This window comes from Aureimonas sp. N4 (assembly GCF_001463925.1).
Taxonomy (GTDB): Bacteria; Pseudomonadota; Alphaproteobacteria; order Rhizobiales; family Rhizobiaceae; genus Aureimonas; species Aureimonas ureilytica_A.
In genome coordinates this window covers 64,547-81,158 of sequence record NZ_BBWS01000008.1, presented here as the reverse complement: position 1 = coordinate 81,158, position 16,612 = coordinate 64,547, and the positions used below count along the sequence as shown (strand labels likewise).

Sequence of the window (16,612 nt, the reverse complement as noted above, 5' to 3'; positions counted from 1 at the left end):
GATCAAAGCCAGCGGATCAGAAGGCGTCGCTCCCCTAAGGAAGCATCGTCCGGGCATTGCGCGCTGATTTGCTTGCGCAGGGCTGGCGTCCAGTTTTCGGGATCGACCGCCAGAAAGCGATGGCGCTCGGCAAAGCGGATCGCATTGGCCTCCCGCGCGTCGGAGAGGCCGAGCGCGCGGCAGAAGAACCAGTTCGCCCGCGCGGTGACCGCACCGAGTAGCGCCGTGCCGAGGCCATGGCGACGATGAGCGGGATCGACCGCGAGCGCGCCGATCCAGAAACAGCCTTCCGACCCGTCTCCGTCGGCCTCTCCAGCCAGCAGAGAGAGCGGCGCGGCGGCGGCAAAGCCCGCGATCTGGCCATTCTCCAAGGCGGCGACGAAAACCTCGTAGCGCGGCAGAAGCGCTTTGAGCGAAGCGTCGGAGCCAAGACCCACACCGCTCGTCGCTGCGATGGCGCAAACGGCCGGAAGATCGCCCGGCTCCATCCCGCGAATGCGATGGGACGCCGGGCCGGGCCGCGTCAATCGACGCCTTCCACGATCAGGATATCGGCCGTGGATACGGCCTCGCGAATCCCCTTGCCGGTCTGATATTCGGCCGAGCGGTAGCAGGCGAGCGCGTCTTCCATGGAGGCGAACTCGATCACCACGTTGCGCGCGCGGGTGTTGCCCTCCAGCGGCTCGAACGGCCCGCCCCGTGCCAGGAACTTCGCGCCGTGGCGCTGGAGCGCCGGTGCGGCCGCCGCGATATAATCCTGATAGCGCTCGGGGTCGCTCACATCGACATGGGCGATCCAATAGGCCTTGGGCATGGGTGTCTCCTCCCCCCTTCGAAAGCAGTTCGAGGCATGATGGCCCGCCAGCCCCGCCGGAGGCAAGGCGGCGAGCCGCTCGCCCGGCAGGGGCGCACGATCCGGCCCGTCAGACGCCTGCTATTTCCGACAGAATGGCTTGCGCGGCAGCGCGCGGGTCGGGCGCGGCGATGATCGGGCGGGCGACGACGAGATGCGAGGCCCCCGCGCTCAGGGCATCGGCCGGCGTCACGACGCGCTTCTGGTCTCCCGCGTCCGCGCCGGCCGGGCGGATGCCGGGCGTGACCACGGCCATATCGGGGCCGATCAATTTGCGCAGCAATGCTGCTTCGGCCGCCGAGGCGACGATGCCGCCGAGCCCGGCTTCGCGCGCCTGACCTGCCCGTCGCATCACCAGATCTTCCACGCTCATCTCGATGCCGGCTTCGCGCAGATCGTCCTGCCCCAGCGAGGTCATCACCGTGACACCGAGGACGCAGAGCGGGCTGCCGGAAGCGCCTGCCGCTGCGGCGCGCATCACCTGCGGATAGGCATGGACGGTGGTCATCGTCACGCCCATGGCGGCGATGTTGGCGACACCCTTTTCCACCGTATTGGCGATGTCGTGGAGCTTGAGGTCCAGAAAGACCTTCTTGCCCATGCGCACCAACTCGGCGGCGAGCGGCAGGCCGCCGGAATAGCCGAGCTGATAGCCGATCTTGTAGAAGGAAACCGTATCGCCCAGTGCATCCACGAGGGCTTCGGCCTCGGCGCGTCCGGTGATGTCGAGACCGACGATCAGGCGATCGTCAGCGGGAAGGATGGCGTCCTGGCTCAGGATGGGGACTCCCGTGGAATATCGACGGTCACGGTGGTGCCGCTCGTGTGGGAACTGACATCGATTCGGGCGTCGAGCCCGCGCACCAGCGATACCACGATTCGCCCGCCGAGACCGCCGCGCGGTCCGCCGTTTTCCTTCTTCCCTTCGCCGTCGCTGGCTTTCGGTCGAACGATGCCGCCCGTCGCCTCGGCTAAGCTCGTGGCGACCTCGCGCGCCATGTCTCCATCGGTCGAGAGCGCCACCGCCTCGTCCACCCGCTGGCTGGTGCGCGCCTTGTCGGCCTCGCCATAGGGCCAGCGCGCCTCGCGCGGCAGGCCGATGCCGTCGTCGGTCACGGTGAGGCGAATGACGCCCGAGGAGAGCATCTTCAGCCGCGCCTCCACCAGCCCCTCGTCGCGTCCCTTGAAGGCGTGTTTCAAGGCGTTGGTCAGAAGCTCGGAGAAGAGCAGGCCAACACGGGCCGCACGCTCCACGCTGATGTCGATCGCATCGCAATCGACATTGACGCGCACCGAGCGCCGCCCGTCGAGATAGCCGATCGTGGACGCGATGCGGCTGATATAGGCGCCGAGCGGAATGCGCTGCGAGCGCGTCGAGCCGACGCCCGATTCCGTCATCTCCTGATAGAGAAGTTGCAGGCTCTCGATGCGCCGGGCCAGCGTGTCGAAGGCCTCGCCGCTCGTATGGGCGCGCGACTGCATCCGGATCATGCCGATGATCATCGCCAGATGGTTCTTGACCCGGTGCTGGATCTCGCCGAGCGCCGCATCGGCCTTGACGACCCCCGTTTCGCTGCGGGGCAGATCATGCATGTCCCTTCCCTCGGACAGGTCGCGCTGCACGCCGAGGAAACATTGAAGCTGGCCGCCCGCGTCATAAAGGGGCGTGATCATCAGCCGATTGAGAAAGGTCGTGCCGTCGGCGCGATAGTTCAGGATGTCGATCGTGATGTCGCGCTCGTCGCGCAAAGCCGCGCCGATCAGGCCGGAAGCGTCCGGATCGGTGTCCGGCCCCTGCAGGAAGCGGCAATTGCGGCCGACCACGGCTTCCACCGTATAGCGCGTGATACGGGCGAAGGCCTGGTTGGCGTAGACGATCGGATTATCCGGCAGATGCGGATTGGTGAGGACGAGCGCGAGCGGGAGCTTCGCCAGAGCGGCCGTCGTCATCCCGTCGGGCATGCCGGCGGTACTGGTCTCGGTTTCTGGTCGATCCATGCCGTGTCCTTGAGCGCCGCGAAAGGGCAGCGCGTTGAAAGGGAATATCGCGCCCCCTAACGAGTTCAAGCCCGGCTTGGTTCTCCCTTTGTGCCCACCAAAACCCATCCCTTTCAAATGATTGGGCTTTTCAGAATCTTGTGATGATATGTCGCGGACGATGGAAACGAAGCTTTGACTAGTTCGTCAGTGCGCCTCGTCCCAATTGGCCGCGGCCCTGGCATCGACCACGAGGGGCACGGCAAGATCGACGACCGGCTCGGCCGCCTTTTCCATGACATGGCGAACGACCGGGATCGTCGCCTCCACCTCCTCGTCCGGCACTTCGAAGACGAGTTCGTCATGCACTTGCAGGAGCATGCGGGCCGACAGGCGCTCGGCCTTCAAGGCGTCCTCCATGCGCACCATGGCGCGGCGGATGATGTCGGCCGCCGAGCCCTGGATCGGCGCGTTGATGGCGGCGCGCTCGACGGCGGCGCGCACCTGCGGATTGGAGGAGCGGATGTCGGGATAGTGCGCGCGCCGGCCGAACAGCGTCTCGACATAGCCGGCCTCCTTCGCGAAGGCCTTCACGCGGTCCATGTAATCGCGGATGCCGGGGAAGCGCTCGAAATAGCGCTTGATATAGGAGGCCGCCTCGCCCTGCGGGATCGAAAGCTGGGCCGCGAGGCCGAAGGCCGAGATGCCGTAGACGATGCCGAAATTGATGGCCTTGGCCCGGCGGCGCACCTCGGAGGGCATGCCCTCCACCGGCACGCCGAACATCTCGGACGCGGTGGTTGCGTGAATATCCTGCCCCTGCCGGAAGGCTTCCGTCAGCTGCGGAATATCGGCCATATGGGCGAGCAGGCGAAGCTCGATTTGGCTGTAGTCGGCCGAGAGAAGCTTGTGGCCATCGGGCGCGACGAAGGCGGTGCGGATTTCGCGCCCTTCCTGCGTGCGCACCGGAATGTTCTGAAGGTTCGGCTCCGACGAGGACAGACGCCCCGTCGTGGTCGAGGCCATGGAATAGGACGTGTGGATGCGGTCCGCCTCGTCCATGTAGGTCGGCAGCGCGTCCGTATAGGTGCCCTTCAGCTTGGTGATCTGGCGCCAGTCCACGATGCGACGGGGCAGTTCGTGCCCTTGGGCAGCGAGGTCTTCCAGAAGGCGCGCGTCGGTCGCCCACTGGCCGGTCTTGGTTTTCTTGCCGCCGGGCAGGCCGAGCTTGCCGAAGAGAACCTCGCCCAGTTGCTTGGGACTGCCGACATTGAAGGGCTCGCCGGCCAGAATGTGAATGTCGGCCTCCAGCCCCGCCGCCTTCTGCGCGAAGCGACCCGACAGGCGCGACAGGATCTGCCGGTCGGCGCGAATGCCGCGCTCTTCCATGCGCGCCAGCACCGGCACCAGCGGGCGCTCCAGCCGCTCGTAGACCGAGCTCATCCCTTCGGCCACGAGGCGCGGCTTGAGCACGCGCCACAGGCGCAGCGTCACGTCGGCGTCCTCGGCGGCGTATTCCGTCACCTTGTCGATCGGGCAGGCGGCGATCGGTTTCGCGCCCTTTCCGGTGCCGCAGAGGTCCTTGTAGGAGATCGGCTTGTGGCCGAGGAAGCGCTCGGACAATTCGTCCATGCCGTGCCCTTCGAGCGACGACGAGGCGTCGAGCACGTAGGAGATCAGCATCGTATCGTCCATCGGGGCGATGTCGATGCCATGACGGAGCATGACGAGATAATCGTATTTGGTGTTCTGGCCGATCTTCAGGATGGACGGATCGGTGAGCACCGGCTTCAGGAGATCGAGCACGCGCCCGAGCGGCAGTTGCACGCCGACGCTCGTCGCCGCATCGCCGCCCGACAGGAGATCGCCGCTCCCCTCCCCGACATGGCCGATCGGCACATAGGCCGCCTCGCCCGGCGCGACGGCGAAGGACAGGCCGACGAGATCGGCGCGCATGGCGTCGAGCGAGGTGGTTTCGGTGTCGAAGGCCAGAAGCCCCGTGTCATAAGCGCGGGCGATCCAGGCTTCGAGGCGAGCCTCGTCGCGGATCGTTTCGTAGCGCGAACGATCGACCGGCGTGGAGGCGGCCTCCGACAGGCGCTCGGCGGCGAGCCCGGCCGGCGTCAGCGGCATGGCGCCCCCCTCGCCCGTCGGCGCGGCTTCGGCGCCGGCGTCGAGATCGGGGCCGCGCGGCGCGTCGGAAATCGTCACGGGGGCGGGTGCGACCTCGCTGGCATCGGTGCCGAGCTTGGCCGCCACGCGCCGCGTCAGCGTGGTGAACTCCATCGCCTTCAGGTAGGCGACCAGCTTTTCGCCGTCCGGCTCGTGGATGAAGAGATCGTCCAGCGCGGTGTCGAGCGGCGTGTTCTGGTCGAGCGTCACGAGCTGCTTCGACAGGCGCGCCTGATCGGCATGGGCAAGAATGTTCTCGCGGCGCTTGGCCTGCTTGATTTCACCCGCGCGCTCCAGCAGCGCTTCCAGCGTGCCGAAGGTTTCCAGAAGCTCGGCGGCGGTCTTGGGGCCGATGCCGGGCACGCCGGGCACATTGTCCGATGTGTCGCCGACCAGCGCCTGAAGGTCGATCATCTTCTCGGGGTAGACGCCGAACTTCTCGCGCACGTCCTCGGGGCCGAGGCGCTTGTCCTTCATCTGGTCGTAGAGGATGACGCTGGGCCCGACGAGCTGCATCAGGTCCTTGTCGGAGGAGACGATCGTGACGTCCCCGCCCGCCTCGACGGCAAGGCGCGTATAGGTCGCGATCAGATCGTCCGCCTCGAAGCCTTCCTTTTCGATGCAGGGCAGGTCGAAGGCGCGCACGGCCTCGCGGATCAGCGAGAATTGCGGGCGCAGATCCTCGGGCGGCGGCGGCCGATGCGCCTTGTAGCCATCGTAGAGCGCGTTGCGGAACGTGGTCGAGGAATGGTCGAAGATCACGGCGAAATGGGTCGGGCAGACGCCGACCGAGGTATCGCGCGATTCCTCCACCAGCTTCCATAGCATGTTGCAGAAGCCGGACACGGCGCCGACAGGCAGCCCGTCGGACTTGCGCGTCAGCGGCGGCAGCGCATGATAGGCCCGGAAGATGTAAGCCGAACCATCGACGAGGAAGAGGTGATCGCCCTTTTGCATGGGTCAGGTGGTATCGCGCGCCGCGCGGCCTGTCCATCGCGCCACTTGGCTGTCCGCCGTCACCGGGTCGGCAATCCCTCCAAACCCACATGCTTCGGGCTTGCGGCCAGGGATCATCGCCGAAGCTCCCTAGGAGAAAGCAAGGTCGGCTTCGGGTCCAACAGGAATTACAAATGTTTAATTGCAAGATCACGCTTTCGTGATCATACGGCCTTGAACAGAAACGGCCTAAGGCGCATTTTATCACCAACGGCGCACGACAGCGCCGCTTTCGGCCCCAAAGCTCGTCCCCCGCTTTTGTGCCGAACTCAGAGCGGAATGTCCCCATCCCCCCTCTCGGGACTCCGCTCTATCAGAAGGAGCCGTCGCGACAACCCCCCTCCAGTCCGCGACGGCTCTTCTTCTGTTTGACACCTTCCTAAATTATGATCGCACCTCGATCCGGCCACGATGGCTGGCAGCTTGGGCTGGGCTCATGACGAAGAAGAAGCAGTTGACGGCTCTCTACTGGATGGGGTTCGCTTTTCTGATCGTGCTTGCTGGTGTGCTCTGGGATGGGCTGCATGGCGATTGGAACTGGCATAGCGGGCTCACCCTCGCGATCATCCTTGTGAATGCCGAGATTCTCCGCCGCAGGCCGACGCAGTAGTCTTTGCCGCCTTTCCCTTTGCGGCTCGCGCCCCGAGGCGCTATGCCCGTTCGATCCCGGCGGCGCGACGCGCCGTCACGATCAGCGGAGGGCCTCATGGCCGGTCTCGACAGCGTTCTCTCCTGTCTCGATCTCAATCTCGACCGCTCGGTGGATCGCCTGTTCGATCTCCTGCGCATCCCCTCGATCTCCACCGACCCGGCCTATGCGAGCGACTGCCGGCGCGCGGCGGATTGGCTCCAGAAGGATCTGGCCGCGATCGGCTTCGACGCCTCCGTGCGCGAGACACCGGGGCATCCGATGGTGGTCGCCCATCGCAAGGGGCCGGAGGGTGCGCCCCATGTTCTCTTCTACGGCCATTACGACGTGCAGCCCGTCGATCCATTGCCGCTCTGGGACAATGATCCGTTCGACCCCCGTCGTGTGACCATGCCCGATGGCACCGAGCGCCTGACCGGGCGCGGCACGGCGGACGACAAGGGCCAGTTGATGACCTTCGTGGAGGCCTGCCGCGCCTTCATCGCCGAAACGGGCTCGCTGCCGGTCACGGTCACCATCTTCCTCGAGGGCGAGGAAGAATCCGGCTCGCCCTCGCTTCTGCCCTTCCTCGACGCCAACCGCGAGGAACTCTCGGCCGACGTCGCCCTGATCTGCGACACCAATATGTGGGACCGCGAAACGCCCGCGATCTCGACCGGCCTGCGCGGTCTCGTGGGCGAGCAGCTGACGATCCGCGCCGCCTCCATGGACCTGCATTCGGGCTATTTCGGCGGGGCGGCCGCCAATCCGATCCACGTACTCGCCAAAATCCTGGCCGATCTCCACGACGCGGACGGGCGTGTGACGCTGCCGGGCTTCTATGACGGCGTACCGGAACTGCCCGAGGAGGTCCGCGCCTCCTGGGCGACGCTCCCCTTCTCCGAAAAGGAGTTCCTCGGCTCGGTCGGCCTGTCGGTGCCCTCGGGTGAAAAGGGTCGCTCGGTTCTGGAGCAGACGTGGTCGCGCCCCACGGCCGAGGTCAACGGCATCGAGGGCGGCTATACCGGCAAGGGCTTCAAGACCGTGATCGCGGCCGAGGCCCATGCCAAGGTCTCCTTCCGCCTCGTCTTCGATCAGGACCCGGCCAAGATCAGGGAGAGCTTCCGCGCCTTCGTGGCCGAGCGCCTGCCGGCGGACTGCACGGCCGAGTTCCACGAGCATGGCGGCTCGCCGGCCATCCAGCTGCCTTTCGATTCGCCGGTTCTGCGCACGGCGCGCGAGGCGCTCTCGGCCGAATGGCCCAAGCCCGCCGTGATGATCGGCATGGGCGGCTCGATCCCGGTGGTCGGCGAGTTCAAGCGCCGCCTCGGCATGCCCTCGCTTCTGATCGGCTTCGGTCTCGGCGACGACCGCATCCATTCGCCCAACGAGAAATACGAGATGAGTTCCTTTGCCAAGGGCCAGCGCTCCTGGGCGCGGGTGCTGGCGGCGCTCGGCGAAAAGCGCGCATGAGCGGGGAGCCGGTGAACCGGGAGCCCATCGATCTCGCCGCCAAGCTCGCCAGTTTCGGCGAGCAATGGTCGCCGCGTGTCGTGGCCGGCTTCAACGGCCACGATGTCATGGTGGTGAAGGTGCAGGGCGAATTCGTCTGGCATTCGCATCCCCAGACGGACGATTTCTTCTTCGTCCTCAAGGGGCGGCTGACCATCCGAATGCGCGAGGGCGACGTGACGCTCCTGCCGGGCCAGCTCTTCGTGGTGCCTCAGGGCGTCGAGCATTGCCCGGTGGCGGAGGAGGAAACCCATCTCCTCCTGATCGAGCCGGCCGGCACGCCCAACACGGGCGATCCCGCAACGGCCGCGACCAAACACGCGATCTGACAGCGAGCGGGCGTGCGGCCAACACCGCTCGCCCGTCTCGTCTCAGCCGAAGAGCTGAGCGTAGTCTTCGGGCTTGAAACCGACGGTGATCGTGTCGCCCCGCTGCAGAACCGGGCGTTTGATCATGGAAGGCTGAGCCTTCATCAGCGCGATGGCTTTCTCGCGCGACAGGTCCTCCCGCTCGGCCTCGGGCAGCTTGCGAAAGGTCGTGCCGGCGCGGTTGAGGACATTCTCCCAGCCCACCTGATCGCACCAGCTTTCGAGCTGCGCCTCACTCACCCCCTGCGTCTTGAAGTCGTGAAAGGCGTAATCGACGCCCTTGGCCTCCAGCCAGAGGCGCGCCTTCTTCACCGTGTCGCAGTTGCGGATGCCGTGGAGCGTGACCGTCATGAGCGTTCCCTTAAAATGGCAGGCGGCCCGAATCGCCGCCCGCCGTTTCAGGAACGGGTCTTACTCGATCCGCGCGCCCGATGCCTCGATCACCGGCTTCCAGCGGGCGATCTCGGTCTTGACGTGTTCGGCGAGCTTTTCGGGCGAACCGCCGACTTCGGTCGCGCCGACCTCCGCCAAACGCTTGGCCACCGCCTCGTCCTTCAAGGCCGCGTTGGCCGCATCATTAAGCTTGGCGACGACCTCCGGCGGCGTGCCGGCTGGTGCGAAGAGCGCGTTCCAGGTGTTGGTCTCGTAGCCGGGAACGCCGGCCTCCTCCATCGTGGGAATATCGGGGAAGTTCGGCGCGCGGGTCTTGGTGGTGACGGCGAGCGCGCGCAGCGTGCCAGCGCGGATATGCTCGGTAGACGAGGGCAGATTGTCGAAATTGATCGGTACCGCGCCCGAGATCGCATCCACCAGCGCCGGGCCGGAGCCCTGATAGGGCACATGCACCATGTCCACGCCCGCCATGGATTTGAACAATTCGCCAGAGAGATGTAGCGGCGTGCCGTTGCCGGACGAGGAGTAAAGCTCTTCGCCGGGCTTTTCCTTCAGCCGCGCGATCAGCTCCTTCACGTCCTTGGCCGGATAGTCCTTATTGACGGTCAGGACGTTCGGCACCGTGACGAGCCAGGCGACGGGCGTGAAATCCTTCACCGGGTCGAAGGGCGGCTTGGCGTAGAGCGAGGCCGACAGCGCGTGGGTCGCGATCGTGCCCATCAGGATCGTGTAGCCGTCCGGCGCGGCCTTGGCGACGAAGCTCGCACCCAGATTGCCGCCGGCGCCGCCCTTGTTGTCCACAAGGACCTGCTGCCCGAGATGCATGCTCATGGCCTGCGCCACCGTGCGCGCCACGAGGTCGGTCGAACCGCCCGCCGCAAAGGGCACGACCAGCGTCACCGGCTTGGACGGAAAATCCTGTGCCCAGGCGGGCGCGGCGGTAAAGGTCGCGACAAGGGCCGCGACGACGAAGCTGGCTTTCATGATTCCTCCCAGAACCCAGAGCCTCCCGGCAGGGGCGCTCCAGCGAAGAGGATCAACAGGGTCATAGGCGCGCAAGTACCGGGGCGGAACCACACGCAAACGTGAGCGAGGCGCAATTGTGTCTTCGAGGTAACGACCGCACCACCGAATGCACTGCACGCGATCGATTGGCTTGAAAGACGGGTTTGCCAGGCAAGAATTGGGCTAATGATAGCGACAAAGCGGATCCGTCCGCACCCGGAGAAGTCTTTCGTGTCTCAGCGTCTTGCCTCGACCCTTCTTGCCGTTACGCTCGGCCTGCTCGCCTCGGCCGCCTCCGCGGCCGACTACGGCACGCCCGATACGAGCGCTGTCGCCGTCGCCAACAATTCGGACCTGATCATAGAGCTGGGCGCGGGCGTGTCCACGCAGCCCGCCTATGAAGGTGCCAAGGACTACATCGTTTCGGGCTTCCCGATCGTCTCACTGCAGTATCTGAACCTGCCGGGCCTGTTCGAGATCGGCTCGCGCGAGGAGACGAACGGCGGCTTCAAGCTGGCCCCCTCGTTCCGCTTCATCGACAAGCGCAACGCGGCCGACTATCCCGAGCTGCGCGGCACGCGCGCGCTGGACGAGACCTATCAGGTCGGTCTGCGCGCCGGCTATGAATTCCCGATCTACGAGACGTTCAACGCCGAAATCTATGGCGAAGCGCGCTATGCCTTCGGCGAGGCGGACGGTTTCGTCGGCAATGCCGGCGTCGATTTCATCTCGCGCCCGACCAAGGCTTGGGAGTTGAAGCTCGGCCCCACCACGAGCTTTGCCGACAGCAACTACATGAGCACCTATTTCTCGGTCACGCCGATCGAGAGCCTCGCCTCCTTCGGCCGCCTGTCGGCCTACGAGGCCGATGGCGGCTTCAAGACGGTCGGCGTGCGCGGCTCGGCCCGCTACGAGTTCCGCCCCAACTGGTTCATCAACGCCAATGCCGCCTATGAGCGCATGGTGGGCGACGCCAAGGATTCGCCGATCGTAAAGGTCGGCTCGGAAGACCAGTTCTTCGCCGGCATCGGCCTGTCGCACCGCTTCTCGCTCGACCTGTTCTGAGCGACGCCTTCCGAACATGACAAGCAGGCCCGGCCGGAGCGATCCCGCCGGGCCTCTTGCGTTTGGGGGCGGCGCGCCGTTCACGCCTCGGCAGCGTTCCTTAAGACCCCGTTAAATCGCCGCATTTAGGCTGGACATGCGGTGGCCTTGCCATGCGCGCCTTCGACCCCGCGCCATGGTTCCAAAGGGTTCAGACGGGGTTCAGACGCCTCATGCCATTGCAAGGTCGGCGGACCTCGCGCATGGACAGGCCATGCCGTGCGCTGCACGCGCTGCGAGATCGAAACAAAAGGGGTGCGGATGGCCTGGCGCAAGAACGAGCGGATCGAGCCGACCTTCGGCGGCGACGTCGAACCGGACGAAAGCGAAATTCGCGTCTCCGCCGACGACCGCGCCGTGGTGGCTTCGAACGAGCGTCGCGCAGGGAGTGGGCGACGCGCTGCCCGCGACATCGACGGGCGCGCCACGCGCCGCGACACCAACTCGCGTGATCTCGGCAGCGGCGGGCGCGGCGGCGGTGGCTCCGGGCGCGGCGGCAAGGGTGGCGGCACCGGCGACGGCGGTGGCATGGGTGGCTTTTTCGGCCGCCGTCCGCGAAAGCGCCGTTCGCTGATCGGCCACACGATCCGGCTTTGCTTTCTTCTGGCATTCTGGGGCGGGCTCGCGGGCCTGGCCGTGATCGGCTATTTCGCCATCAAGCTGCCGCAGGAAGCCTGGGCCATTCCCGCCCGGCCGCCCAACGTCAAGATCGTCTCGGTTTCGGGCGAGCTTCTGGCCGACCGGGGCACCACGGGCGGCGAAGCGGTCGCGCTCGACCGGATCAGCCCCTATGTGCCGCAGGCGGTCATGGCGATCGAGGATCGGCGCTTCTATTCGCATTACGGCGTCGATCCGATCGGTATTCTGCGTGCCTTTTCGCAGAACATGGCGGCGGGCGACACCGTGCAGGGCGGCTCGACGCTGACCCAGCAGCTCGCCAAGAACATCTTCCTGACGCCCGACCAGACCATCCAGCGCAAGGTGCAGGAAGCCATTCTGGCGCTCTGGCTGGAGCACAAGTTCACCAAGGATCAGATCCTGGAAATGTACCTGAACCGGGTCTATTTCGGCTCGGGCGCGACGGGCATCCAGGCGGCGGCGCGGCGCTACTACGACAAGAACGCCGACGAACTGACCCTGATCGAGTCCGCCACCATCGCCGGCCTTCTGAAGGCGCCCTCGCGCCTGTCGCCGGCGCGCGATCCGCAGGCGGCGCGCGCCCGCGCCGAGGTCGTGCTTCAGGCCATGGTGGACGAGGGCATGATCACCAAGGCCGAGGCGGACGCCGCCAAGGCCGCCAAGCCCACCAAGCCCAAGAGCTTCTGGACCGGCGCGCAGCATTACGCCGCCGACATGGTGATGCGCGATCTCCCGCTCCTGGTCGGTGGCGAGATCAAGGAAGATGTCGTGGTGCAGACCACGATCGACCTCAATCTGGAGAAGAAGGCCGAGCAGGCCATCGCCAAGACGATCGACCGCGCCAACCAGAACGTGTCGCAGGGCGCGCTCGTCTCGGTGGACGGCACGGGCGCGATCCGCGCCATCGTGGGCGGGCGCGACTATGCGACGTCGCAGTTCAACCGCGCGGTGGACGCCAAGCGCCAGCCGGGCTCGTCCTTCAAGCCCTTCGTCTACGAGACGGCGCTGGAGCACGGCTACCGGCCGGAGACCATCGTCAATGACGGGCCGGTGCGCATCGGCAACTGGACGCCCTCCAACTACGACAACAAGTTTCGCGGCGAGGTCAGCATGGCCGATGCCGTCGCCAAATCGCTGAACACGGTCGCCGCCAAGCTGACGGCGGATCTCGGGCCGCAGACGGTGATCGCCACCGCCAAGCGCATGGGCATCCAGTCGCCGCTGGTGGACAATGCCACGCTCGGCCTCGGCACGTCGGAAGTCTCGCTTCTGGAGCTGACGGGGGCTTACGCGCCCTTCGCCAATGGCGGCTATCTGGCAACGCCTCATCTGGTGAACCGCGTCACCACATCGTCCGGCAAGGTGCTCTACGAGCGTGACGACGCGGTGCCGCCCGTGATCGTCGGGCAGGACGTGGTCGGCATGATGAACGCCATGCTGACGCGCGTCGTCACCTCGGGCACCGGCCGCCGCGCGTCCTTCCCCGGCTGGCAGATCGCCGGCAAGAGCGGCACGACGCAGGATTTCAAAGACGCCTGGTTCATCGGCTACACGTCGAATCTGACCACCGGCGTCTGGCTCGGTAATGACAATGGCAAGCCGATGCGCCAGGTCACAGGCGGCTCGCTGCCGGCCGACGCCTGGAAGGATTATATGGTCGCCGCGCATGAAGGCCTGCCCGCCGTGCCGCTGCCCGGCCATTACCGGATCGGCGACCCCGCCAATATTCCGGTGGCGAGCGCGCAGCCGAACGGCGCGATCATCGGCTATGACGCGGGCGGCAACCCGGTCTACGAGAACACCGAACTGCCGGCCGGCGGCACCGATCCTTACGGCCAGACCGTGCCGGGCGAGCCCACCGCCATCGCACCGCCCGCCGAGGACCCGGCGCAGGCGCCCTCCCCCGAGGGCACCTACCAGGACGCGCCCGTGGCGGCGCGCGAGCCGACGCCGGCCGTGCGCGACATACCGCGCTACCGCGAAACTCCGAACTATCGCGAAACGCCCCGCCAGCAGCCGCGCCACGATCAGGGCCAGGGTCTCGGCGGCGAGGACCGGGGCTATGCCAGCCGGCCGGAACAGGACCTGCCGAGCCGCGACGCCTACGGCGCTCGGCCCGCTGGCCGCGATCCCTATGGCGACCCGTATGCCGACCCCTATGGCGACGACCAGTATGGCGGGCCGCCGCCCGAATATGGCGAGCCCGCCCGTATGCGTCCGCCCGCGCCCATCGCGCCGGCGCGCTCAGTGCGGCGCGGCGACCTGCCGCCGGACGCAGTGCTCGAAGGGCCGGCCCGCGTGGTGCGCCCGGAAGACCTGCCGCCCGACGCGGTGCTGGAAGGCCCCGCCCCCGGCGGTCGGGCAAGCGACCGCTCCCTCTTCCGAGACTTCTTCAACAACTGATCCGCACGCCGGACGCAGGCGACACAACGAAAAAGGCCGTGGGTCAGTCCCACGGCCTTTTTTGCATTTCTGGAACCTGCCGCGCGTCAGATCGCCGGCCGCTCCTTCGAGGAGGAGGTATCGTCGGAGCGCAACTCCTCCTTGGCCGCACCGGCCGCAGCCTTGGCGACGGAGGAGACCTTTTCAGCGATTGTCTCGCCCGACCCGCCGGAGGGTTTCAACCCCTTGTTCTCGGCCTCGGCGCTGCCGGCCTCATAGGCTTTCGTGGCGGCGGTCTCCACCGCTCCGGCCATGTCACGCCCACGCTCCAGCGCATCGTCGCGCAGGCGATCGCGCGCTTCGCCCATCAACTCGTCCTCGACACGGGTGGAAGGCAGAGCCGCGCCGATGGCCGCGCCCACCGCCAGCGCCACCGCACCAAGGATCAGAGGTTCCTTCTGCAGCGTGTCGAGCAGCGAGCGCTGGGCGTAGCGGCCGTAGGAGGAAGCCTGATCGCCCAGATGCGAGGCGCTGCGATAGGTGGAGGAACCCGCATGAGCGATCGCGTCGCGGGCGTCGTGGGTGAGGCGCGTCGCGCTGTCGGAGGCGGCCGATGCGCCGCTCGATATGCTACCCGCCGCGCCGGACACGCGATCGGCCAGCCCCGAGGCGGCCGAGCGCGTGCTGTCCGCCACCGCGCCGCCGGCCGAGCGCGCCCGGTCGGCCAGCCCCGGCGAAGCGTCCGCCTGCGATCCGGTTCGGGTGACGACGCCGTTCGTGCCGGTGCCTTCGCCGAGCGACGACGGATAGCGCTCCGGCGACCGGCCGGCGTCATGGCTGTGAGTAGTCGCCCGCGCGCCTTGACCCAGCAGGAGCCACGCCGCGCCGGCCCCGATCAGGCCGAGCGCCAGCGGATTGTCGCGCACTTGACGGTTCAGATTGTGCAGCATCTCCGCGCCCTGGCCCTCGCGGGCATAGGTCATGAACTCGTCCACCATCTGGCCGGGAGACAGCTTTCCCTTCAAGCTGTCGAGCGTGGCCTCCAGGCTGGAGCGGCGATCTTCGGCTTCGCGGGCCAAGCGGTCTGTCTCGAGGCTCATCGGGTCTGCTCCTTGGCGAGTTGGCCGTCCTTCTGAAGCTGGCCGAGCGTGCGCTCGGGCGCGAGATTGACGGCTTCGAGGCTTTTCTTGCCAGCGGCCAGAAGCACGACGCCGATGGCGGCGATGATCACGCCGACCAGAAGCGCGGCCCAGGCGGGGTCCATGTATTTCGCCATCGCCGTGACCAGCGCGCCGGCGAGGATGATCAGCGACACGAGAAGGCAGATCGCGCCCGCCACGAGCGAGCCGCCGGCCAGTTGCATCTGGCTCAGCTTGTCGGAGAGTTCCGCCCGGATCAGGCGGCCCTCGGTGCGAAACAGCTCCGTCGCCTCGCGCAGGACATCGGCCAGAAGATCGGGAACGCTGCGGGTTTCACGCGGCTCGACGCTCATCGCTTGTCTCCCTGAAGGCTGGAGGAGGAGCCCGTCAGGCTCTGCGTGTTGGTGGAGCCCGATGTGCCGGGCGCGCCGAGATCGGCGCGAGACTCGGTGCGGCCGGCCGAGCCGGATTTCGCGCCGCCCGACAGAAGATCGGCATCCGGCGCGCCGGGGCCGAGCGGATCGGCGGCGAGCGCGGACGAGCCGGACGATGCGATGGCTTCGCTGGTGGGCACGCCCGACGCGAGGCTCCCCGGCATCGAAGCGCCCATCGCGCCGGCGGGCGGGCGCGTGACGGCGCTGGCGCCGGGAACATGGCCCGTGCTGCCGCTGGTCTTGGTGACGGTGCTGTCGTGACCGGACGACCCGCCGTGCGAGGCGTAGCGCGCGGCGCTTTCGCCGGAGCCCGTGTGGGAATGCTCGCTCTCGGCTGTCGGCAGAGCGCTCCTCACCCTGTCCGCGTCGGCATGATCGCCCGAGGCGCGGGCGAAGCGGCCCAGCGCCACGCCGGCCAGCGTCGCGCCGATCAGAAAGGCGGCGGGCTGGCGACGGGCGAAATCCGCGACCGAGCGCGTCACGTCCTGGAGATCGCGACCCTTGAGCGCGCCGGAGGCCTGCTCCAGTCCGGCCGCGACCTGCCGCACGAGCCCGGCGGCCATGGACTGGTCGCGCTCTCCGAGTTCGTCGGAGGCCTTGCGAATGGCGGCGGTAAAATCCTCCAGACTGCTGGCGGCGGCAGCTTTCCCGCTTTCAGCCGTCTCATAGGCCTTGGACCGCGCTTCGGACATGAGGCTCGACGCCTCGTCGCGCAGACTGGCCGAGGCCTGCGAGGCCTGCGCACGGGCCGATTGGCCTTCGCGTTCGGCGGCCTGCGACAGGGTCTGGCGATCGTCGCTCCAGCGCTCTGCGCCGGTTGGATTGTGCGTTGATGACATCCCGGACCTCCTCAGCGCAGCCCGAGAAACGACAGGATCGCCAGAACGACCACGATGAGGCCGATCAGATAGATGATACTGTGCATGGCTCCGCCTTCTTGTTGTGTGGGCGTCTCCTCCGCGTCGTCGGATGCGGCGAAGACCGTTCGCAAGCCAAGCGAACCATTCGGG

16 protein-coding genes are annotated in these 16,612 nt (G+C 67.1%); 5 read left to right on the top strand and 11 right to left on the bottom strand.

The window, feature by feature from the left end; genetic code table 11:
* Positions 1-2: 2 nt before the first annotated feature.
* From AUL28_RS02890 to polA, 5 genes are all read right to left on the bottom strand, one after another.
* A complete protein-coding gene (locus tag AUL28_RS02890) occupies positions 3-527 on the bottom strand; it encodes a GNAT family N-acetyltransferase (RefSeq protein ID WP_062230595.1) in 525 nt (174 codons plus the stop codon).
* Complete coding sequence (locus AUL28_RS02885) at positions 524-814, bottom strand: DUF1330 domain-containing protein (protein WP_058636010.1); 291 nt, start codon at positions 812-814, stop codon at positions 524-526. The genes AUL28_RS02890 and AUL28_RS02885 overlap by 4 nt, the downstream gene beginning before the upstream one ends.
* A 109-nt stretch (positions 815-923) precedes the next feature.
* Positions 924-1,616: an orotidine-5'-phosphate decarboxylase gene (gene pyrF, locus AUL28_RS02880; RefSeq protein ID WP_062230622.1), complete on the bottom strand. Its 693-nt coding sequence runs from the start codon at positions 1,614-1,616 to the stop codon at positions 924-926.
* An 11-nt stretch (positions 1,617-1,627) separates the two neighbouring features.
* Positions 1,628-2,851: a PAS domain-containing protein gene (locus tag AUL28_RS02875; RefSeq protein WP_062230594.1), complete on the bottom strand. Its 1,224-nt coding sequence runs from the start codon at positions 2,849-2,851 to the stop codon at positions 1,628-1,630.
* 186 nt (positions 2,852-3,037) lie between these two features.
* The gene (gene polA, locus AUL28_RS02870; protein ID WP_062230593.1) at positions 3,038-5,959 is read right to left on the bottom strand and encodes a DNA polymerase I; all 2,922 of its coding nucleotides are present in this window, start codon (positions 5,957-5,959) and stop codon (positions 3,038-3,040) included.
* 475 nt (positions 5,960-6,434) lie between these two features.
* Between polA and AUL28_RS22510 the strand changes: the two genes are divergently transcribed.
* From AUL28_RS22510 to AUL28_RS02860, 3 genes are all read left to right on the top strand, one after another.
* Complete coding sequence (locus tag AUL28_RS22510; protein WP_156418388.1) at positions 6,435-6,608, top strand: hypothetical protein; 174 nt, start codon at positions 6,435-6,437, stop codon at positions 6,606-6,608.
* 96 nt (positions 6,609-6,704) lie between these two features.
* Entirely contained in the window at positions 6,705-8,099 is a 1,395-nt protein-coding gene (locus AUL28_RS02865; RefSeq protein WP_062230592.1) for a dipeptidase, read from the top strand.
* The gene (locus tag AUL28_RS02860; RefSeq protein WP_062230591.1) at positions 8,096-8,467 is read left to right on the top strand and encodes a cupin domain-containing protein; all 372 of its coding nucleotides are present in this window, start codon (positions 8,096-8,098) and stop codon (positions 8,465-8,467) included. Before AUL28_RS02865 ends, AUL28_RS02860 begins: the two co-directional genes overlap by 4 nt.
* 42 nt (positions 8,468-8,509) lie before the next feature.
* On the opposite strand, the gene AUL28_RS02855 is transcribed toward AUL28_RS02860, so the two are convergent.
* Complete coding sequence (locus tag AUL28_RS02855; RefSeq protein ID WP_062230590.1) at positions 8,510-8,857, bottom strand: ArsC family reductase; 348 nt, start codon at positions 8,855-8,857, stop codon at positions 8,510-8,512.
* Positions 8,858-8,917: 60 nt separating this feature from the next.
* Positions 8,918-9,883, bottom strand: a complete 966-nt coding sequence (locus AUL28_RS02850) for a Bug family tripartite tricarboxylate transporter substrate binding protein (protein WP_062230589.1) — start codon at positions 9,881-9,883, stop codon at positions 8,918-8,920.
* Positions 9,884-10,135: 252 nt separating this feature from the next.
* Here AUL28_RS02850 and AUL28_RS02845 point away from each other — a divergent pair, with 252 nt between their 5' ends.
* Together AUL28_RS02845 and AUL28_RS02840 are read left to right on the top strand one after the other, a co-directional pair.
* Positions 10,136-10,969: a MipA/OmpV family protein gene (locus AUL28_RS02845; RefSeq protein WP_058601109.1), complete on the top strand. Its 834-nt coding sequence runs from the start codon at positions 10,136-10,138 to the stop codon at positions 10,967-10,969.
* Positions 10,970-11,269: 300 nt separating this feature from the next.
* Positions 11,270-14,050: a PBP1A family penicillin-binding protein gene (locus AUL28_RS02840; protein ID WP_062230588.1), complete on the top strand. Its 2,781-nt coding sequence runs from the start codon at positions 11,270-11,272 to the stop codon at positions 14,048-14,050.
* Between the two features lie 86 nt (positions 14,051-14,136).
* Here the strand turns inward: AUL28_RS02840 and AUL28_RS02835 are convergent, their stop codons facing one another.
* The 4 genes from AUL28_RS02835 to AUL28_RS22505 are packed head-to-tail and all read right to left on the bottom strand — an operon-like array spanning position 14,137 to position 16,593.
* Positions 14,137-15,129, bottom strand: a complete 993-nt coding sequence (locus AUL28_RS02835) for a DUF3618 domain-containing protein (RefSeq protein WP_062230587.1) — start codon at positions 15,127-15,129, stop codon at positions 14,137-14,139.
* The gene (locus AUL28_RS02830) at positions 15,126-15,521 is read right to left on the bottom strand and encodes a phage holin family protein (RefSeq protein ID WP_062221757.1); all 396 of its coding nucleotides are present in this window, start codon (positions 15,519-15,521) and stop codon (positions 15,126-15,128) included. The genes AUL28_RS02835 and AUL28_RS02830 overlap by 4 nt, the downstream gene beginning before the upstream one ends.
* Positions 15,518-16,441, bottom strand: coding sequence for a hypothetical protein (locus AUL28_RS02825; protein ID WP_062230586.1), 924 nt, complete (start codon positions 16,439-16,441; stop codon positions 15,518-15,520). The genes AUL28_RS02830 and AUL28_RS02825 overlap by 4 nt, the downstream gene beginning before the upstream one ends.
* An 11-nt stretch (positions 16,442-16,452) precedes the next feature.
* Complete coding sequence (locus tag AUL28_RS22505) at positions 16,453-16,593, bottom strand: hypothetical protein (protein WP_156418389.1); 141 nt, start codon at positions 16,591-16,593, stop codon at positions 16,453-16,455.
* Positions 16,594-16,612 lie beyond the last annotated feature (19 nt).